Origin of the sequence: Streptococcus sp. 22.1, from assembly GCF_016648645.1 — a bacterium.
Lineage (GTDB): Bacteria > Bacillota > Bacilli > Lactobacillales > Streptococcaceae > Streptococcus.
This window is the reverse complement of sequence record NZ_JACLQK010000003.1, coordinates 145252-171519: the sequence shown is the minus strand read 5'-3', so window position 1 is coordinate 171519 and position 26268 is coordinate 145252. Positions and strand designations below refer to the sequence as shown.

The window sequence follows — 26268 nt, the reverse complement described above, 5'->3', positions numbered from 1 at the left end:
TAGAACAACACCTTAAACATTGTCCTTATCCCATTCTTTTAAGTCCTCATTATTATTTTACAAACACATCATTGTTTCTTATTGCCAATATGATGGGCGTTGTTTTTCATAGGCAGCAATCAAATCTTCATATTGAAGAGTGATTCCAATATCGTCAAGCCCTTCAACCAATTTACGTTTCCACTCATGATCAATATCAAATGGAAACTCTCCTGCTGAAGATTTAATCACTTGATTTGGAAGGTCAATCGTAATTTCCTCACCTGCAGGAAGAGCAGCCAATTTTTGACGGACTTCCAAGGGTTGAACGATTGGCAACATACCATTCTTCAATTCATTGTTATAGTGAATATCTGAAAATGATCCAGCAATAACACAACGGAAACCGTAGTCTTCCAATGCCCATGCAGCGTGTTCACGAGATGACCCCGAACCAAAGTTATCACCAGTAACCAAAATGGTCGCATCGCGATACTCAGGTTTATTGAAGACGAAATCAGGATTTTCATCGTAATCATCATTAAGGTAACGCCATTCAAACATCAAATTCTTACCGAAACCTTTTTTATCAACAGCTTTCAAGAATTGTTTGGGAATGAGTTGGTCCGTATCGATATTATCATTCATCAAAGGTACTGATTTCCCTGTATAGACAGTAAATTTTTCCATTATCTTCTCCCTTATGCTTGAACTTCTGGCATATCGCGGACATCTACAAATTTACCAGCGATTGCTGCAGCTGCTGCCATTGCTGGACTACAAAGGTGAGTACGAGCACCATATCCTTGACGTCCCTCGAAGTTACGGTTACTTGTAGATGCACAGTGCACACCTTCTGGAACATGGTCTGGGTTCATACCAAGACACATTGAACAACCTGGATCACGCCATTCAAATCCTGCATCCATGAAAATTTTATCCAAACCAAGACGTTCAGCTTCTTTCTTAACTGGACGCGAACCTGGAACAACAATAGCTGTCAATGTCGATGAGATATGTTTTCCTTTAACGAATTTAGCGGCTAACTCAAGGTCGCTAAGACGTGCGTTAGTACAAGAACCAATGAAGACATAGCCAAGATCAATATCTTTAGCATATTCACCAGGCTTAACGTCCATATACTCGTAGGCACGTTCATCATTAAAGTCCTTGATTTCTGGGAATGGTTGATCAAACTCAACACCCATTTCAGGGTTAGTTCCCCATGTAACCATAGGTGCCAATTCTGAAACATCAATAGTAATCACTTTATCATATTCAGCATCTGGATCTGAAACCAAAGTTTTCCAGTCGGCTACTGCTTCTTCGAATTTCTCACCCTTAGGTGCGCATGGACGCCCCTCAACATAATCATAAGTTTTTTGGTCTGGATTCATAAGACCCATCTTAGCACCAAATTCAATAGACATGTTACAGATGGTCATGCGTTCATCCATTGAAAGAGCATCGATAGCTTCACCACAATATTCAACTGCGTATCCTACACCAGCATCAACGCCATAGCGTGCAATGAGTGCAAGAATAAAGTCTTTTGAATAAACACCTGGCTGTGGTTTACCAACAAATTCAACCTTCATTTTCTTCGGTTTCACTTGCCACAAACATTGTGTCGCAAAGACATGTTCTACCTCAGATGTACCAATACCAAAGGCAATAGCACCAAAGGCACCATGAGTAGCCGTATGACTATCTCCACAAACGACAAATTTTCCTGGTTGACTACGACCTGTTTCAGGACCAACCATGTGGACAATCCCCTGACGAGCAGTACCGTGGGTAGCCGCATCAATACCAAATTCCTCAACGTTTTTCGCCAAAGTATCAATTTGGTTTTTAGAAATAAGGTCACGAATGTTAAAAATATCAACCGTAGGGACGTTGTGGTCTGTCGTACCAAAAGTTAAATCTGGGCGACGAACTTTACGTCCAGCATCACGAAGTCCTTGAAAGGCCTGTGGACTTGTAACCTCGTGAATATAATGCTGATCCACATACATTAATTGTGGTTCGCCCTCGTTTCCAGTAACGACGTGGCGTTCCCAAAGTTTATCAAAAATTGATTTTCCGCTCATAAAATACTCCAATTATAATCTAAGGATTAGCTAATCCGAAAGTCTTGTTAGAATAAGGTATAAAAGAAAGACATCTATAACAATTCCTATAAGCCAGCAAAGCTTAAAGTACCATTTGTTAATTTTATGTCTAAAAAGTCTCCCACCTAGAAAGGCACCAATACCACCAAAGATCAGTGTCTGTAATAATAATGCCTTCTCAGAAATCCGTCTCTTATGTCGGATAGCCTTATGTTTATCAAGGCCATAAACGGATAAGACGACTAGATTCCACACCAACAAAACACTTAGTAACACTAATTTCAGTGTCATGAGTTTAGAGATTGCCAATAATAGCTGCTGTCATTTCAGCAGTCGAAGCCTGACCACCCAAATCACGTGTCAAGATGCCTTGATTCAAGGTCTTATCAACAGCATTTTCAATCAATTCTGCCCCTTCAGTTTCATTGAAACTTTCACGTAACATCATAGCTACTGACAAAATCATTGAAATTGGATTGGCAATACCTTGACCAGCGATATCTGGTGCTGAACCATGGATTGGTTCATAAAGACTTGGACCATTTTCAGAGTGACTGGCAGATGGCATAACACCTAAAGTTCCTGGAAGGACACTTGATTCATCAGACAAGATATCACCAAAAAGGTTTTCTGTCACAACCACATCAAAACGAGCTGGGTTGGTAATCATAATCATTGCGGCACTATCAACGAGCTGATGTTCAAGGGTGACATCTGGAAACTCCAAAGAAACTTCATCAGCAACCTTACGCCACAATTTAGAAGTTGCCAAAACATTTTGTTTATCAATGCTAGTGACCTTTTTGCCACGACCTTGAGCAATCTTGAAGGCACGACGCATGATACGACGAATCTCATCTGCTGAATAATCATTGATATCGCGAGCCTTATCTTCTTCCAAAATGTGCTCACCAAAATAAATACCACCTGTGAGCTCACGAACAACGACGAAGTCTACGCCCTCAATACGCTCAGGTTTAAGAGGTGACAAGTGTTTCAAAGCATCAAAGATGCGGACAGGACGGATATTAGCAAAGAGATTCAACTCCTTACGAATGGCCAAAAGTCCTTGTTCAGGACGAACTGGCGCATTGTCATATTTAGGTCCACCAATTGCAGCCAAGAGGATAGCATCTGCTGATTTAGCAGCATCCAAAGTTGACTTAGGAAGTGGATGACCCTCGGCATCAATGCCAGCACCACCAAATGGTTTAGCATCGATGTCGTAATCAAATCCAATTTTTGAAGCTACTTTTTCAAGAACTTCAAGACCTGCTGCCATAATCTCAGGTCCAATTCCATCACCTGAAAGTGTTACAATTTTCTTTGTCATGTTTAACTCCTCTTCGGCTTATGGAAGGTCACGATAAGAAACCTTACGTGCCATCTCACCAGCATTTTCTTTTTGAACCAATGTATTAGCATTGATATAGGCAATTGCTGATGCTTTCAAGACATCAAAGTCCAAACCAGATGCATTGAAAATAGTATCTGTATCTACATTTTCTACAGTTACAAGTACACGCGCTTGCGCATCAATACCATCAGTTACTGCGTCAATATTATAAGAAGTCAAGCGAACTGTTTGGTTGAAGAATTTGTCAATAGCATTGAAGATAGCTTCAACTGACCCTTGGCCATTTGCCAAAAATTCAACAGATTCACCATCTTCATTAGCCAAGCTTACTGTAGCAGTGATTGTTTCATCAACATTAGTAGTCAAACGAAGATCTTCGAAGTGGAAACCTTCTGGATTATCTACACTTGTACCAGCAACAAGTGCACGAATATCTGCATCAGTAATATCATGTTTTTTCCCAGCCAAGACTTTAAATTTGGCAAAGAGTGGTTTGATATCTTCTTCCACAAAGTCAAGCTCAAGTTCTTTCAATTTTTCAACAAAGGCATGACGTCCTGACAATTTACCAAGAGGAAGACTGTTACTCTTCACACCTACCAATTCTGGTGTGAAAATTTCATAAGTTTGTGGGTTCTTAAGAACACCATCTTGGTGGATACCTGATTCATGAGAGAAGGCATTTCCACCAACAACAGCTTTATTTTTAGGAACAGGAATTCCAGAGAAGCGAGAAACAAGCTCTGAAGTATTCATTGTTTCATTAAGAACAATATCACTTGTTGCTTGGAAAAAGTCTTCACGAATTTTCAAGGCAACAGCTACTTCTTCAAGAGCAACATTACCCGCACGTTCACCGATACCATTAACAGTTCCCTGTACACGTCCAGCACCGTGTTTAATTGCTGTCAAAGTATTTGCAGTTGCCATACCGAGGTCATCGTGACAGTGAACACCAAAAACAACTTTATGGTCTGATTTAATATTTTCAGTCAAATGATCAAAAATACGTGCAAACTCTTCTGGAGTCGTAAATCCTACTGTATCTGGAATATTAATATATGATGCACCAGCATCAACCGCTGTTTGAACAACTTCAGTCAAGAAATCAAGCTCAGTACGAGTAGCATCCTCTGGTGAAAACTCAACAACATCGAAACGTTCACGCGCATAAGTCACATGCTCTTTTACAGCTTCAAGAATTTCTTCTTTTGATTTCTTCAATTTAAACTCACGGTGAATCGGACTTGTTGCGATAAAGACATGAATTTGTGGATACTTGGCATCTTTCAAAGCCTCATAACAAGCATCAATATCAGATTTTACTGAGCGAGCCAAGCCGGTAACAGAAGTTGTTGTCATAGCTTCTGCAATTTGTTTTACTGCCTCAAATGAATCTGGGCTAGCTGCAGGAAAACCTGCTTCAATTACAGAAATTCCCCATTTTTCAAGTTGCTTAGCAATAGCAACTTTTTCTTTGATTGAGAAGTTAACTCCAGGTGTTTGTTCCCCATCACGAAGACTTGTATCAAAAAATTCAACTTTACGCATAGACAATCCTCTTTCTAAAAGTAAAAACGATAGTAGTAAAAAAACATCTCACTCGGAAACCCAAGCGAGATGTTTTTCCCTCCCGCTTGGTAAGCCAAACAGGACTAATGCTTTTGCACTAGCCCTCATTACGCAATAGCAAAACAGTTGTAGTTGCGAATGTCATTTGACTCATTTCCTTTCGATGTATCTTGGTTAATATGATACATCTTTCCAAGTTGAAAGTCAAGGAAAAATTACTGAATTGACTGACTTTTCTGACCACTATTTACATTTATTTTCAAGAAAACAAAAAAGCTGACCAAAGTCAACTTTTTATTTGTTAATGATAACTACCTATCTCAGCTTATTTTCCAAGGTAGTATTCAGAAACAACGTTCAATTTTTCGTCAAATTCGAATACCAATGGTGGGAAGTTTGGAATTTCAACATCCATGATTTCGTCATCTGACAATTGTTTGATGTGTTTTACAAGGGCACGGATTGAGTTACCGTGTGCACCTACGAATACGTTTTTACCATCTTTAAGAGCTGGAGCGATTTTATCTTCCCAGAATGGAAGGGCACGTTCCAAAGTAACTTTCAAGTTTTCAGCATCTGGAATTACTGAGTCATCAAGTGAAGCGTAACGACAATCAGTGTGTGCTGAGTGCTCATCATCACGATCCATAAATCAAATTTCATTTCAGATTATAGATTAATTTACTGTCTAACCCCAGAAAGCATCTTCTACTGCTTGATCTGATGAAAAGAGCCAAACTTCCTTGATCTTTCCTTCATCCATGCGAAAAAGATCAATACCATTCATGTTGAGTTCCTCGCCGTCTGGGCGAGTTCCGACAAAGTTCACATTAGCTGCTACAAGGTCAATATTTTCAGACACCCAGTTAGTCAATACTTTGAAGGTACCGTTTGTTTTTTCTGAAAATTGAGCCAAGTGTGCTCCAAGTGCTTCTTTTCCAACAACAGTACCGGAATTACTATGCTGACCTGGCTGGTGCCAGATGATATCATCTGCCATAGTCTCAAAAACAGCTGGAAAATCACCTGTTATAAGACCATTGTTATATGCATTGAAAATTTCTAAATTTACTGACATGAGTTACTCCTCGTTTCTTTTATTTATGATATAATATTATCACTTACTAACAAAAAGACAAGTAGGCACTTTATTGTTATCTAGTATCAAATACGATACTATTATTGTCAAATAAGAGAATAATTTTAAAAAATTTGGAGGAATTATGGTAACCGAAGTCAGTGAATACGGAATTTGTCCTTTTGCCACGACGCAGCGTGTACTAACAGGCAAATGGGCTCTAGTCATCATCTATCAACTCAGTACGGGGACTAAGCGTTTTAACGAACTACAACGTCTAATTCCTGGCATTACCCAAACCATTCTAACACGACACCTCAGACAGCTCGAGAAGGATAAAATCGTGGAGCGTAAAGTCTATGCTGAAGTTCCCCCACGGGTCGAATACAGTCTAACTGAAATGGGTAGAAAATTTCAAGGTGTCCTAGATGCCATTGAAAGTTGGGGACTGGAGTATATCGAAACTCTAGACTAATTATCTCCTTGGTTCATCTCACCTTACAAAGTGAGACGAACCGAGAGTCACTTCTCAAAAAAAGGCGGAATAAATCCCGCCTTTTATCTTTTATAATTATTTTCCGAGGTAGTATTCAGAAACAACGTTCAATTTTTCGTCAAATTCGAATACCAATGGTGGGAAGTTTGGAATTTCAACATCCATGATTTCGTCATCTGACAATTGTTTGATGTGTTTTACAAGGGCACGGATTGAGTTACCGTGTGCACCTACGAATACGTTTTTACCATCTTTAAGAGCTGGAGCGATTTTATCTTCCCAGAATGGAAGGGCACGTTCCAAAGTCACTTTCAAGTTTTCAGCATCTGGAATTACTGAGTCATCAAGTGAAGCGTAACGACGGTCAGTGTGTGCTGAGTGCTCATCATCACGATCCATTGCTGGAGGCAATACATCGTATGAACGACGCCAGATGTGAACTTGCTCATCACCAAATTGCTCAGCAGCTTCTGCTTTGTTTTTACCAGTCAAACCACCGTAGTGACGTTCGTTCAAGCGCCATGATTTTTCAACTGGAACCCAAAGTTGGTCAGATGCTTCAAGAGCCAAGTTAGTTGTTTTGATCGCACGTTTCAATACTGAAGTGTATGCTTGGTCAAATTCGATACCAGCTTCTTTAATCAATTTACCAGCGTCGATAGCTTGTTGAGTACCTTTTTCAGAAAGATCTACGTCAGCCCAACCTGTGAAAAGGTTAGCTTTGTTCCATTCAGACTCACCGTGGCGAGCGAAAACCAATTTTACCATTAGTTATGTCTCCTTTTTATTTTGGGTTAAACCCATTTACTGTATCTATTCTACCCAAAAAACCTTGAAAAAGCTAGCAAAATCCAAAAAATTCTGTAAAATTCTATTGCTTCTTGTCTTGGCAAAAAGAGACGATATCAGAATTTCGTTTTAGAGGCTCTAGCCCGTCCAATATTTCCTTGTTTTAGGCCCCTTTTCATGCTAAAATGAGATGAAATAGTAACATTTTACTTTGTGATCTTTAAGGAGGATCTTATGGTTTCTACTGCTACAAAAGTTGGTCAGTTTACGTTTGATAACTGTCTTATGAATGCCGCTGGTGTTCATTGCATGACTAAGGAAGAATTGGCAGAGGTTGATGCTTCAGCTGCAGGTTCATTTGTCACAAAAACAGGAACACTTGAAGCCCGTCCCGGTAATCCTGAACCACGTTATGTGAATGTACCTCTTGGGTCAATCAACTCAATGGGATTGCCAAATAACGGTTTCGAATACTACCTTGACTATGTCATTGAATTACAAAAGCAACCCAATACAAAAAATCATTTTCTTTCTCTCGTTGGTCTTTCACCTGAGGAAACACACACCATTCTTAAAAAAGTTCAAGAAAGTGACTATGAAGGGCTGGTTGAACTCAACCTTTCATGTCCTAACGTTCCGGGTAAACCTCAAATCGCTTACGATTTTGAAACAACAACCGAGATCCTAACTGAAGTCTTTTCTTACTTTACGAAACCTCTTGGTGTGAAATTACCACCATACTTTGATATTGTCCACTTTGACCAAGCTGCTGCCGTTTTCAACCAATTCCCACTTGTCTTTGTTAACTGTGTGAACTCAATTGGTAATGGCCTTTACATTGAAGATGAGTCTGTTGTCATCAAACCTAAGAATGGTTTTGGTGGTATAGGTGGTGACTACATCAAACCTACTGCCTTGGCAAACGTTCATGCTTTCTACCAACGTTTGAAACCTGAAATCCAAATTATTGGTACTGGTGGTGTAAAATCTGGTCGTGATGCTTTTGAACACATCCTTTGTGGCGCAAGTATGGTACAAGTTGGTACTGCCCTTCAAAAAGAAGGTGTCGCTATTTTTGACCGTATTACTAAAGAACTTAAAGAAATCATGGAAGAAAAAGGTTACGAAACTCTTGAAGACTTCCGAGGAAAACTTCACTACATCGACTAGTCTATAAAAAAAGTTTGGAAAATCTTCCAAACTTTTTTTGTTATTTGATGAAGATTCTCTTATTAGACAAGACCATCATCATCGCGTTCATCCCAATCTTCAAAAGGGTCCTTGCCCTCTTTTTCAGCTTGAAGACGTTTCTGACGCGCTTCTTCAATTTGTTCTTCACTTGGCTTCATCAGTTTGCTAATAGCAACAATACCTGATAGTTTAATAACAGTAAAAACCAAAAGAAAAATCACTACCACTGTTATGGTTTTCATAGATTTCCTTAACTTATTTCGTATAAATCAAAACCCCTAAAATCTTAGGGGTTTTTACATTATTTAACTGCGTCTTTAAGAGCTTTACCAGCTTTAAATGCAGGAACTTTAGAAGCTGCGATTGAGATAGCTTCACCAGTTTGTGGGTTACGACCTTGACGAGCAGCGCGTTCGCGTACTTCAAAGTTACCGAAACCGATCAATTGTACTTTTTCACCTGCAGCAAGAAATTCTTCGATAGAAGCGAAAACTGCATCTACAGCTGCTGCTGAATCTTTTTTAGTAAGCTCAGTTGCTTCTGCAACTTTAGCGATCAAATCTTGTTTGTTAGCCATTGTAACAATCCTCCAATTTATTTCTAAGCGAATAGTTTTTTTAGCGCTTGAACAAGTATTATCTTATCCTAAAAGACCTATGAGGTCAAGTAATAAACGCTAATTTAATCGCTTTTTTGCAAAAAGTAAAGGCTTTTTAATTTATTGTCTTATAGATGTCAAATTCGATACGGTCATTAACCAAATCAAGGCTTTGAGCACGTGCTGTAATCCCCTTCTCATTCTTCATAGACTGAATATTTAGGGTAACCTTTCCCTTCTTACTATCGATGACGATGTAATCAGGAAGGTTAGTTGAACGTTTAATCATCTTAAGGGCATCCGAAACAGGCAGTTTCAAGGTTCCAGCCGAAAGCTCAGAAACATGAAGTACAATTGCTCCTGATTCACTAACAACCGGCGTAAAGTAGACATAAAGAGGGACAGGGTGACCTAAAACCTTATAACTACTTTCGAAAACAATTTTAGAATTGGTAACCTTGACCTTGAAACGCATCTTATCGGTCGAATAATCTTGGGCAAAGCCCGTAAGAGCAGCGTCAAGCTCCTCCCTTGTCATACTATACTTACCAATTTTAGTTGCTCCCTTAGGTAGGGGTACAGAACTCGTCGTCTCCACTGGAGTCATGATTCTATAGGCCACAACACTTACTAAGGCTAGATTAAAGGCCAAGAGTCCTAAAAATAACCACTTCCATATCTTACTCACCTGACCACTCCTTCTTTGTTTGGTTAATACGCTTCAAAATGGCATCTGACATAATTTGATAACCTGTATTATTTGGATGAAAATGATCATCCTCAAAAAGAGCATCATTCAGGCTATCTTGAGAAGAGTTACTAGATTGAGACGAATCACCAGAGCTTGTAACACCGCCCTTACCGTCAATTCCCTTATAAAGCAAATCATTTACAGGAACAAAATAGACATTATCGTACTTCTTGCACACTTCTTCAGTAGATTGGTTCCAATTATCTACAATGGTTTGCATTTCTGTCATCTCTGGAAAATTAAGATAAAAAGGATTGTAAATACCAACAATATAAATTGGCAATGTTTTATTATCCTTACGAGCTAGCTCAATAATCTGTCCTAATCTCTTTTGATAGGCCTGAGCAGGCTTAGTGAAGGTGTCTACATTAAGATTAGTGATATTGTCCTTAATGACATGGATCACATCATTACCTCCAACTGTAAGAGTCATCACTTTAGCCTTTTTGAGATCTCTTTGAATATCCTTCTTTTCTTGCATTCTCTTGAGAATTTGATTGCTCGTATTTCCTGCGATACCATAGTTGCGAGAAGTCACTTGCCAGTCAAAATCTGACTCTAAGGCCTGAGACAAAACAGGAACGAAGCCCCCTTGATTACTACTATCACCTACACCTTGCGTAAGGGAATCACCGATAGCAACATAGGTGACCTTTTCATTTTTGATAGATTTAATCTTTTCTGCAATTTTTGATGACTGATTCGTACTAGGAACGATAAAAATGAAGAGGCCGACAAATAAGAGAAAAAGCAAGAAGAAGCCTACGAGGCTTCTAACTAATTCTGATTCTTTCCACTTATTCATAACGAACCATTACGGCAAAGGCGCCTTCACCAGTGTGCGTTTGAATGATGGAACCAGTCTCAAGGATTGAAATTGGAGCGCCCAAAACCTCAAGTTTTTCAGCCATTTCATGTGCAAAATCAGGTGTCCCTGCATAAGAAATACCAATTTCTGCCACTTTGCGGTCCTTATCCTTGATACCATTAATATAAGAATCTAACCATTTCGTGAACGTCTTAGCACCACGACCCTTAGCAATGGTATTCAACTGATAGTCTTTCAACTCCATAATGACACGGATATTGAGCAATGAAGATAGTAGACCTGTTACACGTCCAATACGGCCGCCTTTGACAAGATTCTCAAGGGTAGACACACCGATATGAAGTTCAGATTTACTTTTCACTTCTTCCACACGTGCTACAATCTCATCAAGACTAGCTCCTGCTTCGGCTAGTTTAGCTGCTTCAACAACCTGAAACTTTAGACACTGATCTGTAAAGCCTGAATCGATGACGGTTACATCTGCTCCTGAAAGGCTAGCGCCTTGACGTGAGGCTTCACATGTCCCAGAGAGAGTGTGCATGATGTGGATAGCCACAATCTGTTCTGCACCTTCTTTGACAAGCTTTTCATATGTCTCTGCAAATAAACCTACTGGTGGTTGGCTTGTCTTTGGTAACTCTTTACTATGCTTCATCATATCCAAGAAACGACCTTCTTCTCGAAGATCACTATCTGAATAGATAACACCGTCCACCATAACCGACAATGGAACAACAGTGATATTATATTTTTCAACCAATTCTGGTTCAATCGTAATTGACGAATCGGTTACAATTCTGATTTTACTCATATTTTTCTCGCTTAACACAAATTTTTATTCTATTATAGCATGACTGGAAAACTTTTCCCAAGTCTTTTTCTAAAGAGAGTCATCTACCTTTAACAAGGCTCTTGCTTGGCTCAAGGCAGCCTCCGTCACATTATCACCTGCTAACATCTTAGCGATTTCTTGCACCCTTTCCTCAGGTGTCAAGAGACGCACACGAGAGACAGTTGTCTCATTATCACTTTCCTTAGAGATAAAGAACTGATAATCAGCAATTGCAATAACTTGCGGAAGGTGACTGATGGCCAAAACCTGACCATGACTCCCAATCTTATGAATTTTCTGAGCGATGGCTTGGGCAACACGACCTGAAACGCCAGTATCAACCTCATCAAAGACGATACTTGTTTTGTCTTCTTTGCGGGCAAAGGCTGACTTAATCGCTAACATGAGTCGAGATAATTCTCCTCCTGAAGCAACCTTAACAAGCGGTTTAAAGCCTTCACCTGGATTGGTTGAGATGTAAAACTCAACCTGCTCATTGCCATCACGGTTAAATTTCCCTTTAGTAAAGGTAACTTTAAAATCAGCCTTATCCATGTAAAGGTCGCATAACTCGTTCTTAATCTCAGCTTCAAGGGCTGTAGCAATTTGATGGCGTGCCGTTTGTAGGGTCTCTGCAGATGCAAGCAGGTCTTTTTCAAGTTGCTTAAGCTCTTGTTCCATGGCATCTGACGAGCTGGAATTGCCAGTCAAAAGATTGTACTCTTTACTTGAATTTTCCAGATAATCTAGGACGTCATCAACAGTTCCACCATATTTACGAGTAATTGCATTAATCGTATCTAAGCGGTGTTCAATCTCTTGCAAACGTCCAGCATCAAAGTCCAGATTATCCAAAAAATCACCTAGTTGCTTAGTGACATCTTCCAAAACATAATAGGCTTCTGATAGATTTCCAGAGAGTTCTTTGTAATCAGAGTCATACTCTTCAAGAGACTGGAGGTCATTCATGGCAGAACGAACATTTGAAAGGCTTGAAAAATCTTCATTATCCAGCATGACATAGGCATTTGTTAAGGTATCAGCAATCTGCTTATGGTTAAGAAGCTTGTCTCGCTCCTTCATCAATGCCAAATCTTCTCCTGATTTTAGAGAGACTGCTTCAATTTCTGCAATCTGAAATGCTAACATTTCAATTCGAGCCTTATGCTCCTGCTCATTTTTCTGCTTTTCAAGAACAGCTTTTCTTAACTCACGATAGCGGTCAAAATACTCCTGGTACTCTTTCTTAGTTTGGAAAAATTCCTTGTCACCAAAGGCATCAAGCATGGTAATATGCAGAGCAGGTTTCATAAGTTCTTCCTGGTCATGCTGTCCATGGATATCTACCAAGAAGTGCCCAACAGCTTTAAGCGTCGTTAAATTGACCATCTGTCCATTGATGCGACTAACACTTCTACCATTTTGGAAGATTTCACGACGGATAATCAATTCATCCTCAACAGGAATCCCATTATCTTCTAGAATACTAACCAAAGCAGGATTTTGTTCGATTGAAAAGAAGCCCTGAATTTCAGCCTTAGGTGCTGAATGACGGACAACTTCACTAGAGGCACGTGCACCTAACATAAGGTTCATGGCATCAATGATAATGGACTTTCCTGCACCTGTTTCACCAGTAAGGACGGTCATACCATTCTCAAAGTTTAGAGAAATCTCTTCAATAATTGCGAAATTCTTTATCGTAATTTCGAGAAGCATAGGCCCTCCTATTCTTCAACCCACTTAATGATTTGCCCCTGTAGTTCGATAGCTGCTAACTCTGACTGAGCCACTAAAAAGAGGGTATCATCATCAGCAATAACACTAAAAATCAAATGCTTGTACTCATCTAAAAGAATCTTCTTGATGAGGCGACTTGTCCCAGGTTGAACAACGATATTCATAAAGGCATGTTGACGATCAACGCGCAACAAGCGACGAGTCGCAACAGAGGTTCCACCTACTCGTCTAGGAGCAGTTGAGAGCCCATAGATGTAAGAACCATCTTCAGTTGGTACTTTGGTAATACCAATTTCATTGATATCACGCGATACAGTCGCTTGAGTAGCCTTTAATCCCTCATTTTGGAGTAATTTTACCAATTCTCCTTGAGTCGTAATTTTATTTTCTTGGACAATCTTTCGGATTAACTCCAAACGATCATTCTTCTTCATTCTTTTTAAACTCCTTGTGTGCTTGTGCTACAACTTCCTTAATAGAGGTTTGAGCATCATTTTGAGGAGAATTTGTCTTCTCCAAGTGTGCGAGAAACTCAATGTTACCATGACCACCTTGGATAGGTGAAAAGTCCAGCCCCTTAACTGAAAAGCCATAGTCAATCGCAAAAGCAGTCACTGTTTCTAACACTTTTTCATGGACACTGCTCTCACGGACAATCCCGTTTTTCCCAATTTGTTCACGGCCAGCCTCAAATTGTGGTTTCACAAGAGCAACAACTTGCCCCCCATCAACCAATATCTTAGCCAAAGCCGGTAGAATCAGATTAAGAGAGATGAAGCTGACATCGATTGATGCAAAAGACGGTAGTCCTTCTGTGAAATCGACAGGTTCAGCATAACGGAAATTATATTGCTCCATGGAACGAACACGCTCATCTTGGCGCAATTTCCAAACCAACTGATTAGTGCCGACATCCACAGCATAAACCAGTTTAGCCCCATTTTGAAGCATAACATCGGTAAACCCACCTGTTGAAGCTCCGATATCGATGGTCGTCATGCCTTTAACTGACAGATTGAATACTTCCAAAGCTTTTTCAAGTTTGAGTCCTCCACGGCTCACATACTTGAGTTTTTCTCCTTTAAGCTTCAACTCTGTACCGTCGTCGATTTTTTCACCGGGTTTATCGTAACGTTCACCATTGATAACATTAACAACTAAACCAGCCATAACGCCACGTTTAGCTTGTTCTCGTGTTTCAAAAAGGCCTTGTTTATAAGCCAAAACGTCTACTCTTTCCTTAGGCATGGAGTCGTAACCTTTCTATGATTTCTATAATACTGTCTTTCTTGAAACCTTGAGTATCAGCTAGATTTTGAAAAATTGCTTCAGCTTTATCAAGTGATTCCTCGAGGATAGCATGTGATTTTTCCAGACCAAGCAGAGCCGGATAGGTTGATTTTCCAGCTACTACATCTTTTCCAGGTGTCTTCCCAAGTTCTTCGAAATCAGCAGTCACATCCAAAATATCATCACGTACTTGAAAGGCAAGACCAATTAGGCGACCAGCTTCTTGAAGATTTTCCAAGACCTGTTCATCTTTTTGAGCAACAATACCAGCCGCCACAAAAGGAAAGGTTAAAAGCTTACCTGTCTTATGCTCATGAATCTTAGCCAGTTGCGATAAATCAAGTTCCTGACCTTCACCCTTCATATCCAGCATCTGACCACCTACCATACCGAAGGTGCCTGAAGAATGAGACAATGCTTGAATCAATTGAACTCGAATTTCTGCGGATAGGTCTGTTTGAGCCAGGAGGTCAAATGGATCCAAAAAGAGAGAATCTCCAGCCAAGATTGCCGTTGCTTCATCGAATTTCTTATGGTTGGTTAAACGTCCTCGACGGTAATCATCATCATCCATGGCCGGCAGATCATCGTGAATAAGACTTCCGGTATGAATCATTTCAAGACTTGCTGCGACATCGAAATGACTAGGAGTAAGCTCTAAACCAAATCCTTCAAGTAAATCTAAGAAAATCAGTGGACGAATACGCTTGCCTCCACTATCAACTGAATAAAGGATGGCAGTGATTAAATCACTTGATACAGGAAGATTCTTTTTTTGGTAGTAATCACGGATAGCCACATCAATTTTATTTAGCTTGCTCATTAGGCATCCATTTCCGTTTCTGTACCATCTGCTTGCATAACCTTAACCAGTGTTTTTTCAGCATCTTTCAAGGTCTTCTGCAAATCTTTAGACAAGGCCATACCTTTTTGGAACTCAGCAATAGCATCCTCAAGAGCAACATCACCTGTTTCGAGCTTAGTGACGATAGCTTCTAAGTCCTGTAAATTTTCCTCAAATGTTTTTTTAGTTGACATTTTTCACCTCTACTTCTAGTTCTCCATCTCTCATTTGGACGGTTAATTGATCACCTTCGGTAATATTCTTGGTACTTGTTAAAGGTTTATCATCTTTCTTGACAATGGCATAACCCCTTGCAACAATACGACTAGTATCTAGAGACAATAAGGCATCCTGTGCCTTTTCTAATCTCACACGGTTACCATTAATGGTGTTCCTAGTTGTAGTCACCAATAAACGTTGCAAAGACTCTCGACGGTCTTGGTAGTTCTGAACACTAGTTAGAAGATTTAAGCCTTGTAATCGTTGTCTCAAAAGTTCCGCTTCTTTTTGTTTGCGTGCGAAATCTTGACTCATAAAGGTTTCAAGCCTTGTTGTTAGTCGATCCAACTTTTGTAGATAACCATCGTAAAGGCGTTCAGGTTGTCTAAAGACAACAGATTGTGACAATTTGGCCAAGCGTTCCTGATTATATTGTATACGTCTCAAACAGGCTTGATAGGCTCTATTTTGTCTTTCACGAATCCAAACCAAGGTATCAGCCTTTGATACCGGAGTAGCAAGTTCTGCCGCTGCGGTAGGCGTAGCAGCTCTACGATCTGCAACAAAGTCAGCCAAAGTCGTATCTGTTTCGTGGCCAACGCTTGAAATCACAGGGAGACGACTCTCAAAAATCGACTGAACTACAATTTCCTCGTTAAAAGCCCAGAGGTCTTCAATAGAACCTCCACCACGACCAACGATAAGTAAATCTAGGTCATCCCTTTGATTGGCTTTTTGGATATTTTCAGCAATTTCCTGTGCAGCTCCTTCACCTTGAACCTTGGTAGGAAAAAGTAAGATTTCTACCCCAGGAAAACGACGACTAACGGTCGTAATAATATCTCGAATAACCGCACCACTAGGACTCGTGACAACCCCAATTTTTTTGACAAAATTAGGCAGCGCTTGCTTATGACGATCATCAAAGTAGCCTTCTGCAGTCAATTTTTTACGAAGCTGCTCAAACTGGATGGCCAAAGCCCCAATACCATCTGGCTCTGCCTTCTCGATAATAATGGAATAAGAACCACTAGGCTCATAAATCTGGACCCGACCAACGACATTGATCTTCATCCCTTCTTCGAGTTCAAAACCAAGCTTTTTGAAAACTCCAGCCCAAATCGTCGCCTGAATAACAGCTCCTTCATCCTTTAGCGAAAAATATTGGTGACTCGGGCGTCGACGAAAATTTGAAACCTGCCCCGTCAAATATACCCTCTCTAGATAAGGATCACGGTCAAATTTCATTTTCAAATATTTGGTTAAGGATGTGACCGATAAATAGTCTGACACGACAACTCTCCTTTATTTAAGCTATCCTTGAAAACCTGAAGACATTAAAAAAGTTCTGCAGAACTATCATCCCCAAATCTTCTCAGTCGGCTTTTTAATTGTATACACGATTACCTTAAATTATACCAAAAAAGACTGTCAAAAGACAGCCTCAACCACCATAGTCAGGTGTTTTATATAGTTTCATTAATCAGTTGTATAAGTTTTTGAAACAACGTCCCAAGAATCGCTTGAACCGTCAATACCACCATAGGCTTCGAGTTGTCCCTTCTTATCTACACGGAAAAGAAGAACATCATTACCATAGGCATCATAAAGTTGAGCATAAACTAGGTTATCATCATCATCCGTCCATGAATAAACATTCCAACCAAGATTTTTATAATTTTCTCCAGTTGAACCTTGTTCTTTAGCATAGGTAGAAACAACCCAGTCTTCTAACTGTTGATCAGACAAAGATGAGGTATCAACTTGAGAGGATTGATTATCAGATGATGCTGCAGCTGCTTCCTTACTTTTTGCCAACTGACCGTTTTTCCATGGATTTGTTTCACTCTCTTTTTGGTTATTACTATACCACATCAAGGTAACAACAGGAATAACCACTGCAAGTACTGCAACAACTCCAATTACCCATCTAATGTTCTTAGGATCTTTGAGTTTGTCAAAACTCGAAACTTTTCTTCCCTTTGTAGTTTCATTTTTACGACGTCTAAATTCGCTCACAGCTTTTTCCTCTTTTTCTTGAAAGTAGTCCCTTTTTTTCTTTTCCTCTTGTTCCAAGAGCTTTTGCACTTCCCTACGACCCTGTGGATCACTCGTTTGAGCCAATGAAATCTGCAACTGAAAAATACGATTATCCAAAGCTTGCTCATATTCTTTGGCTGCTTCTCTATCACCATTATCAGCTAAGGCTCTCAGATACTCTTCATTACTGAATTCAGCCATTCACTAAATCGCTCCTGCTTCTAAATCGTTTCTTCTATTTTCTTAAAGCCTGAGACTTTTGTCAAGTTACTAGTTTGTAACAAATTCTTACAGTTGTAAAAAGCCGAAGAAAATCACATTCTCCAGCTTATTTCTTGGTTGTTTCTTTATAATACTTACAATAACTTTGAAGAGGACATGTCTGGCATTTCGGATTCTTAGCTAAGCAATGATAACGTCCAAAGAAAATCATACGGTGATGGCTGATAATCCAATCCTTCTTTGGGATTTTCTTCATCAATTCTGCTTCGATTTCCTCTACACTAGCATCCTCTGGGGCGATATTTAGCCTTTTGGAAACACGTGAGACGTGCGTATCTACTGCAATCGAAGGAATGCCATAAACCTCAGCTAAAACCACATTAGCCGTTTTTCGTCCCACACCAGGTAGACTTTCCAATTCCTTACGCGTTTTCGGAACCTGTCCATCAAAATTCATTAAAACAGCTCTAGCAGTCTTGATGATGTTCTTTGCTTTATTTTTGTATAGACCAATCGTTCGCAAACACATCTCAACGTCATCAAGATTAGCCGAAGCCAAATCCTCAATTTCTGGATAACGCGCCCACAAGGCTGGTGTAATCTTATTAACAGCCTTATCGGTTGTCTGGGCTGATAAAATAACAGCAACTAATAGTTGGAAAGGCGTTTCCCACTCCAACTCTCCATGAGCATTGGGAAACATCTCTCCCATGAGAGCTAGAGCCTCATTAACACGTTTTCTTCCTAACATTATTGGCCACCCCATAATTGACGGACGGCATCCATTCCTGTTTTGAAGTCATCCGAAACCTGATGATGGTGCTTCTTACCTTGATGCTCCAAGCGACGCTCTTCAACTTGAATTTTAGTTGTAATACCACTTAATTTCCAGTTACGAAGAACTCCTTTTATATAATTCCAATTTGTCTTGCGGTTAAATACTGCTTCTTTCAAAGCCTCACGGATAAGTTCGGGATCAGTATGTTCTTCTTGGATTTCCTTGTTTAAATCTTCGACAACCATAGGATTCAAGATTCCCAAAGCTTGTTCCAATTCATCGGTTAATTGCTTGATGAGCTGGGTATTTGTTGGCTGACCAACGACAGGCCCTGCCGTTGTCTTTTCATTGCTCACTAACTTGTCCAACACTGCCAAGGCAGGTGAGGCATCTACAACCATCTCAATTTCATTGTTAATCTTAATAGTCGTGAAATCAAGAAGTCCAGCCTCAGTCAATGTCGTAATACTTTTATTAACTTCAGTTGGCGTCTTCCCAGTTGCTTGCGCGATCTGACTAGAAGCCACTTCTCCAATCTGAGTTGTCGTTTGTAGATAGAGAAACTGCCAAACCAGAAAGTCATCCGCAGATGGGAAAATATCCTTAAAGTGGAAAAATAAAGCATTAGGAAGGACCAGATTACCTGATCGATACTGTTCAAAAAAACTCATATTTACCTTTCAGAGTAGCTAGACACCCCAAAAAGTCAAATGCTCTCACATAAGTCTTTTGAGACTGTCTACTACAAATAACCGTAGAATGAAAAATCGTCTTCCAACTCTTCTAAACGATAAGGTGTTTCTTGATATACCGCATAGTTAATCCAATTGCTAAAGAAAGCAGATGCCGCAAGATTCCAACGAAGTTTAGGCTCCTGACTTGGATCATCCTCTGGGAAATAGTTTGCCGGTACATCTGGATTAATGCCTGCATCTAAATCTCTTCGGTATTCTCTTGCCAGAGTATCACGGTCATATTCAAAATGACCAAAACTATATACTTCACGAAGATTCTTACTTGCTAGAATGGATAAGCCAACTTCTGGTCCTGACACAACAATATCTAAATCCGTCTTGTTTTTAATATCCTCGAGCCTAACCTCAGTATAGCGTGAGTGTGGTGACACAAAGCTATCATCAAAGCCATTCATAAGGAAGTTTTCAGGCATGTCAACCGTTTGTTTATAGATACCAGATAATTTCTCTGACAATGGAACCTTGTCGACTCCATGCTTATAATAGAGACCTGCTTGAGCTCCCCAACACAGATGGAGGGTTGAATAAACATGCTTTTTAGACCAATCAAAAACTTGTGTTAATTCTTGCCAATAATCCACTTCCTCAAATGGCATTTGCTCAACAGGTGCACCTGTTACAATGAGACCATCATAATACTTATGCTTAATTTCATCAAAAGTCTTATAGAAGGTTTCCATATGTTCGGCATGTGTATTTTTTGACTTATGACTAGCCATATAAAGAAACTCGACGTTAATTTGAAGTGGCGTATTAGCTAAAAGACGAAGTAACTGAGTTTCTGTAACTTCTTTAGTTGGCATAAGATTTAGGATTAAGACCTCCATTGGTCGAATATCCTGGCTACTAGCTCTGTTCTCATCCATGATGAAGACATTTTCCGAACGCAATACATCAAGAGCTGGTAACTTATTATCAAGTTTTATAGGCATAACAATATCTCCATCCTTATTTATTCTATCTTCATATTATAAACCGGGGAGGTATTGTTATCAAATATATATTTTCTCTAGTTAGCTATAGCTTTTAACTATATTGAGAGGCCACCTTTGTTTTAAAAGAGTTAAAAAGGCCCTAAGGCCTTTTGTTAATTCATAGATAGATTTATCCTGGGAAGTTCATCAATACTTTAGTATCGTAACCTTCAATAGCTTTGCGTCCATTAAGACCATCAAGCTCAATCAAGAAGGCACAGCCAGCAACGACACCACCTAGGCGCTCAATCATTTCAATTGTAGCTTTGACGGTACCACCAGTCGCCAAGAGATCATCAACGATAAGTACACGTTGACCTGGTTTGATTGCATCAGCATGCATACAAAGTGTATCAACACCATACTCTTTTTCGTAATCTGCTGAGATCACTTCACGTGGCAATTTACCAGGTTTACGAACTGGAGCAAAGCCAATACCAAGTTCAAAAGCAACTGGACAACCAACGATGAAACCACGCGCTTCAGGACCAACAATCATGTCAATCTTCTTATCAGTCGCATACTGAACGATTTCACGGATAGCATAGCTATAAGCATTTCCATCAGCCATCAAAGGACTAATATCACGGAAAGTAACCCCTTCTTTAGGGTAGTTTTCAATAGATGCAATATAATCTTCTAATTTCATTTGTTCTTCCTATAGGCTTTTCGCCAAAAAAATATTTACATATCATTATAGCATGAATCTTCAGATTTAGAAAATGCTAACCCTCATTTCAAGACGAATCCTTTGGATTAAGTACTTCTCCTACTTATAAAGCCAGTCATAAATTTCCTGTGGTGTTCCCAGAGCCATGAGTTCTTGGAACTTGACGAGATGTTTAAGATCTTGGAAAATCTTGCTGTCCTCAATCTCACGTTTTTCAGCTTCTTTATTGACTGTCATAACACCATTATCAATAGTCACAAAATCCAATTCATCAAAAATCTGAATCATCTTAATCAGAAGTATCTTATCGATTTTAAGGTAATGACTGAGCTCATCCAGTTTATAGCGGACATCGAATTCTGGGAATTGGTAAATGGTTTTATAGAGTCTTGCAAATTGCTCTCTAGTTCCATAACCTGTCAGATAATAGGTTTCCTTAATACTATTTTTAAAATAGATAGCCTGGAAATCTTTACCTTCAAACCACTCTTTTAATTCCGTTGCTGAATCAGGTAAGGTGTTGAGGACAACCGCAGGTTCAGTGTCTGATGCTTCTTCTACCGTTGGTAGGCCTTCAGGTAGTGCCATATTTTTTGAGCGAAAATCAAATAACTGAACACCATCCACACGCGCATCTTCTAGCATGAGCTGGAGCGTTGTCTGACCATTCCATACATTAACGGACAGGGTCACTGCTAATTCCAACCCCTGAGCTTGTTGGAATTCTTGAAGCAAATGACCTTTATTAAAGGCCACAACATCAAAACTATCCTTTCCTTGCTTAACCTTAAACTTAAGATGGGCTCCGTTTTGTCCCATAGTCCTAGCTTGAGTAACGGTAATATCATGTAGCCAAAAGACTGGCTTTTTATTGTCCATACCAAAAGGTGCTAATTTTTCAAGGCTCTTGATGGTATCCAAGCTAAGCTCACTGAGTTGAAGCTCCTCGTCTAAATTTAACGTATTTTTGGCACTCGTATCAATGTTATTATCGTAGACATAATGACACAAAATCTCTGATAGTCGTCCAAGATTTTCTTCTGGAAGGGTCATCCCCGCCGCTCCAGCATGTCCTCCAAAAGCAGTAAAGATGTCTCGGTGGTCATCAAGCGCATGGAAGATATTGATAGATTCCAAACTACGAGCGGAACCCTTAGCCAAGCCATCTTCAATATTCAAAACCACTACTGTCTGACTGATTTGTTCCATGATACGCCCCGCCACAATACCTAGGACGCCAGGATGCCAACCTTCCTTGGCCAAAACCTGAACAGGTTTATCCAAATCCACCATAGTCATGGCTTCATCAAAGATTTTTTGGACAACTTCCTTACGTTCTTCATTTTTAGCATTGATTTCCAGAGCAATGGCTTGGGCTTCTTCATCGTCAAATCCGGTCAGTAGTTCAATGGCTGGATTTGGATCATCTAAGCGTCCCAAGGCATTGAGTTGAGGAGCCAATTTGAAACCGACCGTTTCTTCAGAAATCGTTGTTGGGTCTACATCTGAAATGCGGAGCAATTCTTGAAGTCCAATACGCTCAGTAGTCTTGAGAATTTCCAGGCCGACCTTGACCATAATACGATTTTCATCCGTTAGGCTAACCATATCGGCAATGGTACCAATGGCTACCAAGTCCAACATCTCAGTAGGAATAGTTTCAAGGAGGGCAGTTGCCAATTTGAAAGCTACACCACAACCTGCCAAATACTTAAAAGGATAATCGGCATCTGGATGCTCTGGATGGACAATGGCATAGGCATCTGGAAGCTGGTCCGGCATACTGTGATGGTCTGTAACGATAACGTCCACACCTTGCTCTTGCGCATAAGCGATAGCCTCATTCCCCGCTACCCCATTATCCACTGTAACAATGAGTGAAATGCCTTCCTGCTCAATAAAGTACTTGTAGACACTTTCATTTGGCCCATAACCATCTGTGAAACGGTTAGGCAAATAAACTCGAGCCTCAGCTCCCATCATTTCAAGAGCTTCCTTGACAATCGATGCTGACGTCATCCCATCCGCATCATAGTCTCCATAGACTAAGATTTGCTCATAATTTTCAATAGCCTGACGAATTCTAGCCACCGCCTTATCCATATCATGAAGAAGATAAGGATCATGAAGGTGTGATAAATCAGCCTTTAGAAAGGCTTCAAGAGCCTCTTCTGTCGTAATGCCTCGTTCATAGGCAATCTTGGCTGCAGTTTCTGCCAGCCCATGTTCTTTGGCAAGTTTAAAAAAGCCAGCATCTGGCTCTTTTGTGTTTATTTTCCAATCATACGTTGATGTAATCATGTTTTTATCTTTTCTCCCTGTCATCTAGTCTATCTATTATAACATGAAAAAATTTATCATAGTGGATAGAAAGCTAAGTTTCCTAAAAAGAGAATGTCAAACATCGTAAGTTGCTTAGACTTGTGGTACATTTCCAATCAAGACCTGCTTTTCTAGACAAAATAATAGTCTGGATATTGCTCCCTTTTTGACTTGTGTTTTCTCAGATTTTCCTTTATCCTCTTTACGTTAACTAACTCTATTCTACTATCATTTTCAAGTAATATTAGGAAAAACAAGAAAAGAGAGTGGGACAGAAATCGGTAATTCGTTAGAATTCGATTTCGTCGTCCCACCTCCGCACAGTTGAGTAGGGCTGTAAAAGCTGATGAAATCAGCGTAGTAGAGCCCACTCAACCACTGCGTCTTGCTCGACAATCCAAAAACAATTAAGAGGCTAGGACTTTTGTCCCACTCTCTCTCCGTCAATTATTATAAATCATCCCTGTACAAGCTTGCTCTGAAAGTTCGACAAATCCCAGGGATTGGTAAAAGGCTAAATTTTTCTCGCTACGATCAGTGGCAAGGAGCCGTTGATAGACATTGGGGAAAGTCGCTAAAGCCTCTTCTAAGAGTTTCGTGCCAATGCCTTGGCGCTGGTGATCTGGTCGCACCAAGAGGTCCTGTACAAAAATGACAGAATGGCCATCTCCTACTAAGCGAATGTAGGCTACTAACTCTTCCTTATCATAGACCGCCAACTGCCATAGACTGGCATTGACAGCTTTTTCCAACATGGTTGGATTGTTAGTATAATTGGTCCAGCCGACTGAACTGTACAGTGCGAGTAGGTCTGTCATCGCTGGAATCTCTTTTTTATAATTTAACATCTTAACTCCTTTCCAAACTTCCGACTAGTTGCTAATAGGAGTTGTCCTGAGCCCGTAAACCTACCATTTCCTCATTGGGTTCCACAGCTAGGCCTCTATTTTCTTACGCTAGGTGGTTGGACACAGGGCCAAAGCTACTGCCAAAATCAAGCACTCGCTTTCCCTTGATGTCCTTTAATTGCCCAAAAAGGATATCATAATAGATCTGTCCCCAGGGTTTCCGGATGTTTTCTAAATAGGCTTGAATATTAGCTGCCATCTAGTATCCTCCTATTTGTAGTTAAACACATTGGTAGCTAGTTTGTCCGAGATTCGTGGAAATAGCGTGTAGCCTTTGTGGGCAACTGATAAGAGTCGTGGTAGATTGACTTCACGTTTGTTTTTACACAGAATACGGACAATCTTTTTAGCTACGTATTTAGGACTGAGGACAAACTTTTTAACACTCTCAAGATAGGCTCCAGAGGGATCAGCTTGATCAAAGAAACCTGTCTCAATTGGACCAGGATTGACTGTTGTCACATAGACTCCTTTATCAGCCAGCTCTAGACGCAGGGCATCTGAAAAACCAATTACCGCAAACTTTGTCGCTGCATAGACACTTGAGTTGGCTGTCGCAATTTTCCCCGCCATACTGGCGATGTTGATGATATGACCATGGCCTTGCTCCACCATTTTCTCAGCCATCAAACGTGAAAAGGTCATCGTCGCAAAGGTATTGATATCAAACATATCACGTACTTCTTGGCTAGTGTAGTTATCATAAGACTTGAATTCACCGAAACCAGCATTATTGATAAAGACGTCAATACGTCCAAATCGTTGATAGAGATAATCGACCATCTCTTTAATGGCCTTGTCGTCTCTTAGGTCAATGGCAAGGCAGGTTTTATTTTCCACATGACGATAACATTTCTCAAGTTTGTCCTTGTCTCGTCCTAAGAGGATAATACCATCACTGGGTGAGAGCTGCTTGACAATTTCTTGAGCAAGGCCTCCTGAGGCACCAGTAATAGCAATAATACGTTGTTTAGCCATTAAATTTCTACCTCTTCCAAGTCACGAACGATGTGGGTGTTTTCGAAAATTGTTTTAGCATCTGCTGCCATCTTACCGATATCACGCCCTAAGAAACGTGCTGATACGTGATTTAGAAGAAGACGTTTAGCTGACGCATCTTTAGCGACCTGTGCTGCTTGCATGTTGGTTGAATGCCCATGGCTCTTGGCAATTTTTTCGTCACCTTTACCATAAGTAGACTCGTGCACCAAGACATCTGCTCCCAAGCCAAGACGAACACTGGCATTCGTCTTACGAGTGTCACCTAAGATAGTGATAACCTTACCTTTCTTAGGTGCGGAAATAAAGTCCTTGGCAATGATTTTTGTTCCATCTTCAAGGACCACATCTTGCCCATTCTTAATTTGACCAAAAAGCGGACCAAATGGTACACCTGCTGCTTTAAGGGCCTCAGCATCCAAGGTTCCTTCAAGATCCTTTTGAACCACACGGTAACCAATACAAAAAATGGTATGATCCAACTTATCTGCATAAACAGCGAACTTGTCATTTTCCATAACCAAGCCAAGCTTATGCTCATCAATTTCCTTAAAATGCACATGGTAAGGGAGGCGTGTTCCAGAGGTACGAAGACTAGTCATAACATATTGTTTAATGCCGACTGGACCATAAACCTCTAAATCTGTTTGTTCTTCACTCGATTGGAAAGAACGGCTAGCCAAGAAACCAGGTAGGCCAAAGATATGGTCTCCATGCATATGTGTGATAAAGATTTTTTTAACTTTACGAGGTTTGATTGTTGTTTCTAAAATCTGACGTTGGGTACCTTCTCCACAGTCAAACATCCAGACCTCATTGATTTCATCGAGTAACTTCAGAACCAGACTCGACACGTTACGGGCCTTGGAGGGCTGCCCGGCACCCGTCCCTAAAAATTGTAATTCCATGACTTCCTATACT

Annotated in this window: 30 protein-coding genes and 1 pseudogene; 2 read left to right on the top strand and 29 right to left on the bottom strand. The window is 40.2% G+C overall.

The window, feature by feature from the left end; translation table 11 throughout:
* Positions 1-78: 78 nt before the first annotated feature.
* From leuD to H7U04_RS02545, 7 genes and pseudogenes are all read right to left on the bottom strand, one after another.
* The gene (leuD, locus tag H7U04_RS02575; RefSeq protein ID WP_002890790.1) at positions 79-669 is read right to left on the bottom strand and encodes a 3-isopropylmalate dehydratase small subunit; all 591 of its coding nucleotides are present in this window, start codon (positions 667-669) and stop codon (positions 79-81) included.
* Positions 670-680: 11 nt separating this feature from the next.
* Complete coding sequence (gene leuC / locus H7U04_RS02570; RefSeq protein WP_110980931.1) at positions 681-2072, bottom strand: 3-isopropylmalate dehydratase large subunit; 1392 nt, start codon at positions 2070-2072, stop codon at positions 681-683.
* A gap of 30 nt (positions 2073-2102) precedes the next feature.
* Positions 2103-2384, bottom strand: a complete 282-nt coding sequence (locus H7U04_RS02565) for a DUF1294 domain-containing protein (protein WP_125411889.1) — start codon at positions 2382-2384, stop codon at positions 2103-2105.
* A gap of 4 nt (positions 2385-2388) precedes the next feature.
* The gene (gene leuB, locus H7U04_RS02560; protein ID WP_002890787.1) at positions 2389-3426 is read right to left on the bottom strand and encodes a 3-isopropylmalate dehydrogenase; all 1038 of its coding nucleotides are present in this window, start codon (positions 3424-3426) and stop codon (positions 2389-2391) included.
* Between the two features lie 18 nt (positions 3427-3444).
* On the bottom strand, positions 3445-5001 hold the full coding sequence (locus tag H7U04_RS02555; RefSeq protein WP_110980933.1) for a 2-isopropylmalate synthase: 1557 nt from the start codon (positions 4999-5001) through the stop codon (positions 3445-3447).
* A gap of 346 nt (positions 5002-5347) precedes the next feature.
* Positions 5348-5671, bottom strand: a pseudogene (locus H7U04_RS02550) (2,3-bisphosphoglycerate-dependent phosphoglycerate mutase); the annotation flags it as partial.
* Between the two features lie 39 nt (positions 5672-5710).
* The gene (locus tag H7U04_RS02545; protein WP_201059281.1) at positions 5711-6100 is read right to left on the bottom strand and encodes a nuclear transport factor 2 family protein; all 390 of its coding nucleotides are present in this window, start codon (positions 6098-6100) and stop codon (positions 5711-5713) included.
* A gap of 145 nt (positions 6101-6245) precedes the next feature.
* Between H7U04_RS02545 and H7U04_RS02540 the strand changes: the two genes are divergently transcribed.
* Positions 6246-6575, top strand: coding sequence for a winged helix-turn-helix transcriptional regulator (locus H7U04_RS02540; RefSeq protein ID WP_201043213.1), 330 nt, complete (start codon positions 6246-6248; stop codon positions 6573-6575).
* Between the two features lie 96 nt (positions 6576-6671).
* On the opposite strand, the gene H7U04_RS02535 is transcribed toward H7U04_RS02540, so the two are convergent.
* Complete coding sequence (locus H7U04_RS02535; protein ID WP_000240128.1) at positions 6672-7364, bottom strand: phosphoglycerate mutase; 693 nt, start codon at positions 7362-7364, stop codon at positions 6672-6674.
* A 255-nt stretch (positions 7365-7619) separates the two neighbouring features.
* On the opposite strand from H7U04_RS02535, the gene H7U04_RS02530 reads away from it, so the two are divergent.
* Positions 7620-8555, top strand: coding sequence for a dihydroorotate oxidase (locus H7U04_RS02530; RefSeq protein ID WP_037597706.1), 936 nt, complete (start codon positions 7620-7622; stop codon positions 8553-8555).
* Between the two features lie 62 nt (positions 8556-8617).
* Here H7U04_RS02530 and H7U04_RS02525 read toward each other — a convergent pair whose 3' ends face one another.
* From H7U04_RS02525 to rnz, 21 genes are all read right to left on the bottom strand, one after another.
* Positions 8618-8818, bottom strand: coding sequence for a hypothetical protein (locus H7U04_RS02525; protein ID WP_110980934.1), 201 nt, complete (start codon positions 8816-8818; stop codon positions 8618-8620).
* A gap of 59 nt (positions 8819-8877) precedes the next feature.
* Positions 8878-9153 (bottom strand): HU family DNA-binding protein, encoded by a 276-nt coding sequence (locus H7U04_RS02520; RefSeq protein ID WP_002884048.1) that lies wholly within the window; start codon positions 9151-9153, stop codon positions 8878-8880.
* Between the two features lie 136 nt (positions 9154-9289).
* The gene (locus tag H7U04_RS02515; RefSeq protein WP_021144298.1) at positions 9290-9862 is read right to left on the bottom strand and encodes a YpmS family protein; all 573 of its coding nucleotides are present in this window, start codon (positions 9860-9862) and stop codon (positions 9290-9292) included.
* The gene (locus tag H7U04_RS02510) at positions 9855-10730 is read right to left on the bottom strand and encodes an SGNH/GDSL hydrolase family protein (RefSeq protein ID WP_021144299.1); all 876 of its coding nucleotides are present in this window, start codon (positions 10728-10730) and stop codon (positions 9855-9857) included. The genes H7U04_RS02515 and H7U04_RS02510 overlap by 8 nt, the downstream gene beginning before the upstream one ends.
* Positions 10723-11565 (bottom strand): DegV family protein, encoded by an 843-nt coding sequence (locus tag H7U04_RS02505; RefSeq protein WP_021144300.1) that lies wholly within the window; start codon positions 11563-11565, stop codon positions 10723-10725. The genes H7U04_RS02510 and H7U04_RS02505 overlap by 8 nt, the downstream gene beginning before the upstream one ends.
* A gap of 69 nt (positions 11566-11634) precedes the next feature.
* A complete protein-coding gene (gene recN / locus H7U04_RS02500) occupies positions 11635-13305 on the bottom strand; it encodes a DNA repair protein RecN (protein ID WP_110980935.1) in 1671 nt (556 codons plus the stop codon).
* Between the two features lie 8 nt (positions 13306-13313).
* Positions 13314-13760, bottom strand: coding sequence for an arginine repressor (locus H7U04_RS02495; RefSeq protein ID WP_002890762.1), 447 nt, complete (start codon positions 13758-13760; stop codon positions 13314-13316).
* Positions 13747-14574 carry a TlyA family RNA methyltransferase gene (locus H7U04_RS02490; RefSeq protein ID WP_110980936.1) on the bottom strand — a complete coding sequence of 276 codons (828 nt, stop codon included), beginning with the start codon at positions 14572-14574 and terminating at the stop codon, positions 13747-13749. The genes H7U04_RS02495 and H7U04_RS02490 overlap by 14 nt, the downstream gene beginning before the upstream one ends.
* Complete coding sequence (locus tag H7U04_RS02485) at positions 14567-15439, bottom strand: polyprenyl synthetase family protein (RefSeq protein ID WP_110980937.1); 873 nt, start codon at positions 15437-15439, stop codon at positions 14567-14569. Before H7U04_RS02485 ends, H7U04_RS02490 begins: the two co-directional genes overlap by 8 nt.
* Positions 15439-15654 carry an exodeoxyribonuclease VII small subunit gene (locus H7U04_RS02480; protein ID WP_110980938.1) on the bottom strand — a complete coding sequence of 72 codons (216 nt, stop codon included), beginning with the start codon at positions 15652-15654 and terminating at the stop codon, positions 15439-15441. The genes H7U04_RS02485 and H7U04_RS02480 overlap by 1 nt, the downstream gene beginning before the upstream one ends.
* Complete coding sequence (gene xseA / locus H7U04_RS02475) at positions 15644-16972, bottom strand: exodeoxyribonuclease VII large subunit (RefSeq protein ID WP_013990727.1); 1329 nt, start codon at positions 16970-16972, stop codon at positions 15644-15646. The genes H7U04_RS02480 and xseA overlap by 11 nt, the downstream gene beginning before the upstream one ends.
* Positions 16973-17158: 186 nt before the next feature.
* On the bottom strand, positions 17159-17920 hold the full coding sequence (locus tag H7U04_RS02470; protein ID WP_002890759.1) for a hypothetical protein: 762 nt from the start codon (positions 17918-17920) through the stop codon (positions 17159-17161).
* A gap of 127 nt (positions 17921-18047) precedes the next feature.
* Positions 18048-18692 carry an endonuclease III gene (gene nth, locus H7U04_RS02465; RefSeq protein WP_110980939.1) on the bottom strand — a complete coding sequence of 215 codons (645 nt, stop codon included), beginning with the start codon at positions 18690-18692 and terminating at the stop codon, positions 18048-18050.
* On the bottom strand, positions 18692-19390 hold the full coding sequence (locus H7U04_RS02460) for a DnaD domain-containing protein (RefSeq protein ID WP_110980940.1): 699 nt from the start codon (positions 19388-19390) through the stop codon (positions 18692-18694). Before H7U04_RS02460 ends, nth begins: the two co-directional genes overlap by 1 nt.
* 71 nt (positions 19391-19461) lie before the next feature.
* Positions 19462-20406: a homoserine O-acetyltransferase MetA gene (gene metA / locus H7U04_RS02455; protein WP_060972377.1), complete on the bottom strand. Its 945-nt coding sequence runs from the start codon at positions 20404-20406 to the stop codon at positions 19462-19464.
* Positions 20407-20578: 172 nt separating this feature from the next.
* Positions 20579-21097 carry an adenine phosphoribosyltransferase gene (locus H7U04_RS02450; RefSeq protein ID WP_002890753.1) on the bottom strand — a complete coding sequence of 173 codons (519 nt, stop codon included), beginning with the start codon at positions 21095-21097 and terminating at the stop codon, positions 20579-20581.
* Between the two features lie 120 nt (positions 21098-21217).
* Positions 21218-23419 carry a single-stranded-DNA-specific exonuclease RecJ gene (gene recJ / locus H7U04_RS02445; RefSeq protein ID WP_110980941.1) on the bottom strand — a complete coding sequence of 734 codons (2202 nt, stop codon included), beginning with the start codon at positions 23417-23419 and terminating at the stop codon, positions 21218-21220.
* Positions 23420-23883: 464 nt separating this feature from the next.
* Positions 23884-24288 (bottom strand): GNAT family N-acetyltransferase, encoded by a 405-nt coding sequence (locus tag H7U04_RS02440; RefSeq protein WP_110980942.1) that lies wholly within the window; start codon positions 24286-24288, stop codon positions 23884-23886.
* A 103-nt stretch (positions 24289-24391) separates the two neighbouring features.
* On the bottom strand, positions 24392-24547 hold the full coding sequence (locus tag H7U04_RS02435) for an SAM-dependent methyltransferase (protein ID WP_080583692.1): 156 nt from the start codon (positions 24545-24547) through the stop codon (positions 24392-24394).
* Between the two features lie 11 nt (positions 24548-24558).
* Positions 24559-25326 (bottom strand): SDR family NAD(P)-dependent oxidoreductase, encoded by a 768-nt coding sequence (locus H7U04_RS02430; RefSeq protein WP_110980944.1) that lies wholly within the window; start codon positions 25324-25326, stop codon positions 24559-24561.
* Positions 25326-26255 carry a ribonuclease Z gene (gene rnz / locus H7U04_RS02425; protein WP_002884122.1) on the bottom strand — a complete coding sequence of 310 codons (930 nt, stop codon included), beginning with the start codon at positions 26253-26255 and terminating at the stop codon, positions 25326-25328. Before rnz ends, H7U04_RS02430 begins: the two co-directional genes overlap by 1 nt.
* Positions 26256-26268 lie beyond the last annotated feature (13 nt).

Coding starts and splice junctions, on each gene's coding strand:
- leuD (WP_002890790.1), bottom strand. CDS start 669: ATGGAAAAATTTACTGTCTATACAGGGAAATCAGTACCTTTGATGAAT.
- leuC (WP_110980931.1), bottom strand. CDS start 2,072: ATGAGCGGAAAATCAATTTTTGATAAACTTTGGGAACGCCACGTCGTT.
- H7U04_RS02565 (WP_125411889.1), bottom strand. CDS start 2,384: ATGACACTGAAATTAGTGTTACTAAGTGTTTTGTTGGTGTGGAATCTA.
- leuB (WP_002890787.1), bottom strand. CDS start 3,426: ATGACAAAGAAAATTGTAACACTTTCAGGTGATGGAATTGGACCTGAG.
- H7U04_RS02555 (WP_110980933.1), bottom strand. CDS start 5,001: ATGCGTAAAGTTGAATTTTTTGATACAAGTCTTCGTGATGGGGAACAA.
- H7U04_RS02545 (WP_201059281.1), bottom strand. CDS start 6,100: ATGTCAGTAAATTTAGAAATTTTCAATGCATATAACAATGGTCTTATA.
- H7U04_RS02540 (WP_201043213.1), top strand. CDS start 6,246: ATGGTAACCGAAGTCAGTGAATACGGAATTTGTCCTTTTGCCACGACG.
- H7U04_RS02535 (WP_000240128.1), bottom strand. CDS start 7,364: ATGGTAAAATTGGTTTTCGCTCGCCACGGTGAGTCTGAATGGAACAAA.
- H7U04_RS02530 (WP_037597706.1), top strand. CDS start 7,620: ATGGTTTCTACTGCTACAAAAGTTGGTCAGTTTACGTTTGATAACTGT.
- H7U04_RS02525 (WP_110980934.1), bottom strand. CDS start 8,818: ATGAAAACCATAACAGTGGTAGTGATTTTTCTTTTGGTTTTTACTGTT.
- H7U04_RS02520 (WP_002884048.1), bottom strand. CDS start 9,153: ATGGCTAACAAACAAGATTTGATCGCTAAAGTTGCAGAAGCAACTGAG.
- H7U04_RS02510 (WP_021144299.1), bottom strand. CDS start 10,730: ATGAATAAGTGGAAAGAATCAGAATTAGTTAGAAGCCTCGTAGGCTTC.
- H7U04_RS02505 (WP_021144300.1), bottom strand. CDS start 11,565: ATGAGTAAAATCAGAATTGTAACCGATTCGTCAATTACGATTGAACCA.
- recN (WP_110980935.1), bottom strand. CDS start 13,305: ATGCTTCTCGAAATTACGATAAAGAATTTCGCAATTATTGAAGAGATT.
- H7U04_RS02495 (WP_002890762.1), bottom strand. CDS start 13,760: ATGAAGAAGAATGATCGTTTGGAGTTAATCCGAAAGATTGTCCAAGAA.
- H7U04_RS02490 (WP_110980936.1), bottom strand. CDS start 14,574: ATGCCTAAGGAAAGAGTAGACGTTTTGGCTTATAAACAAGGCCTTTTT.
- H7U04_RS02485 (WP_110980937.1), bottom strand. CDS start 15,439: ATGAGCAAGCTAAATAAAATTGATGTGGCTATCCGTGATTACTACCAA.
- H7U04_RS02480 (WP_110980938.1), bottom strand. CDS start 15,654: ATGTCAACTAAAAAAACATTTGAGGAAAATTTACAGGACTTAGAAGCT.
- H7U04_RS02470 (WP_002890759.1), bottom strand. CDS start 17,920: ATGGCTGAATTCAGTAATGAAGAGTATCTGAGAGCCTTAGCTGATAAT.
- nth (WP_110980939.1), bottom strand. CDS start 18,692: ATGTTAGGAAGAAAACGTGTTAATGAGGCTCTAGCTCTCATGGGAGAG.
- H7U04_RS02460 (WP_110980940.1), bottom strand. CDS start 19,390: ATGAGTTTTTTTGAACAGTATCGATCAGGTAATCTGGTCCTTCCTAAT.
- metA (WP_060972377.1), bottom strand. CDS start 20,406: ATGCCTATAAAACTTGATAATAAGTTACCAGCTCTTGATGTATTGCGT.
- H7U04_RS02450 (WP_002890753.1), bottom strand. CDS start 21,097: ATGAAATTAGAAGATTATATTGCATCTATTGAAAACTACCCTAAAGAA.
- recJ (WP_110980941.1), bottom strand. CDS start 23,419: ATGATTACATCAACGTATGATTGGAAAATAAACACAAAAGAGCCAGAT.
- H7U04_RS02440 (WP_110980942.1), bottom strand. CDS start 24,288: ATGTTAAATTATAAAAAAGAGATTCCAGCGATGACAGACCTACTCGCA.
- H7U04_RS02435 (WP_080583692.1), bottom strand. CDS start 24,547: ATGGCAGCTAATATTCAAGCCTATTTAGAAAACATCCGGAAACCCTGG.
- H7U04_RS02430 (WP_110980944.1), bottom strand. CDS start 25,326: ATGGCTAAACAACGTATTATTGCTATTACTGGTGCCTCAGGAGGCCTT.
- rnz (WP_002884122.1), bottom strand. CDS start 26,255: ATGGAATTACAATTTTTAGGGACGGGTGCCGGGCAGCCCTCCAAGGCC.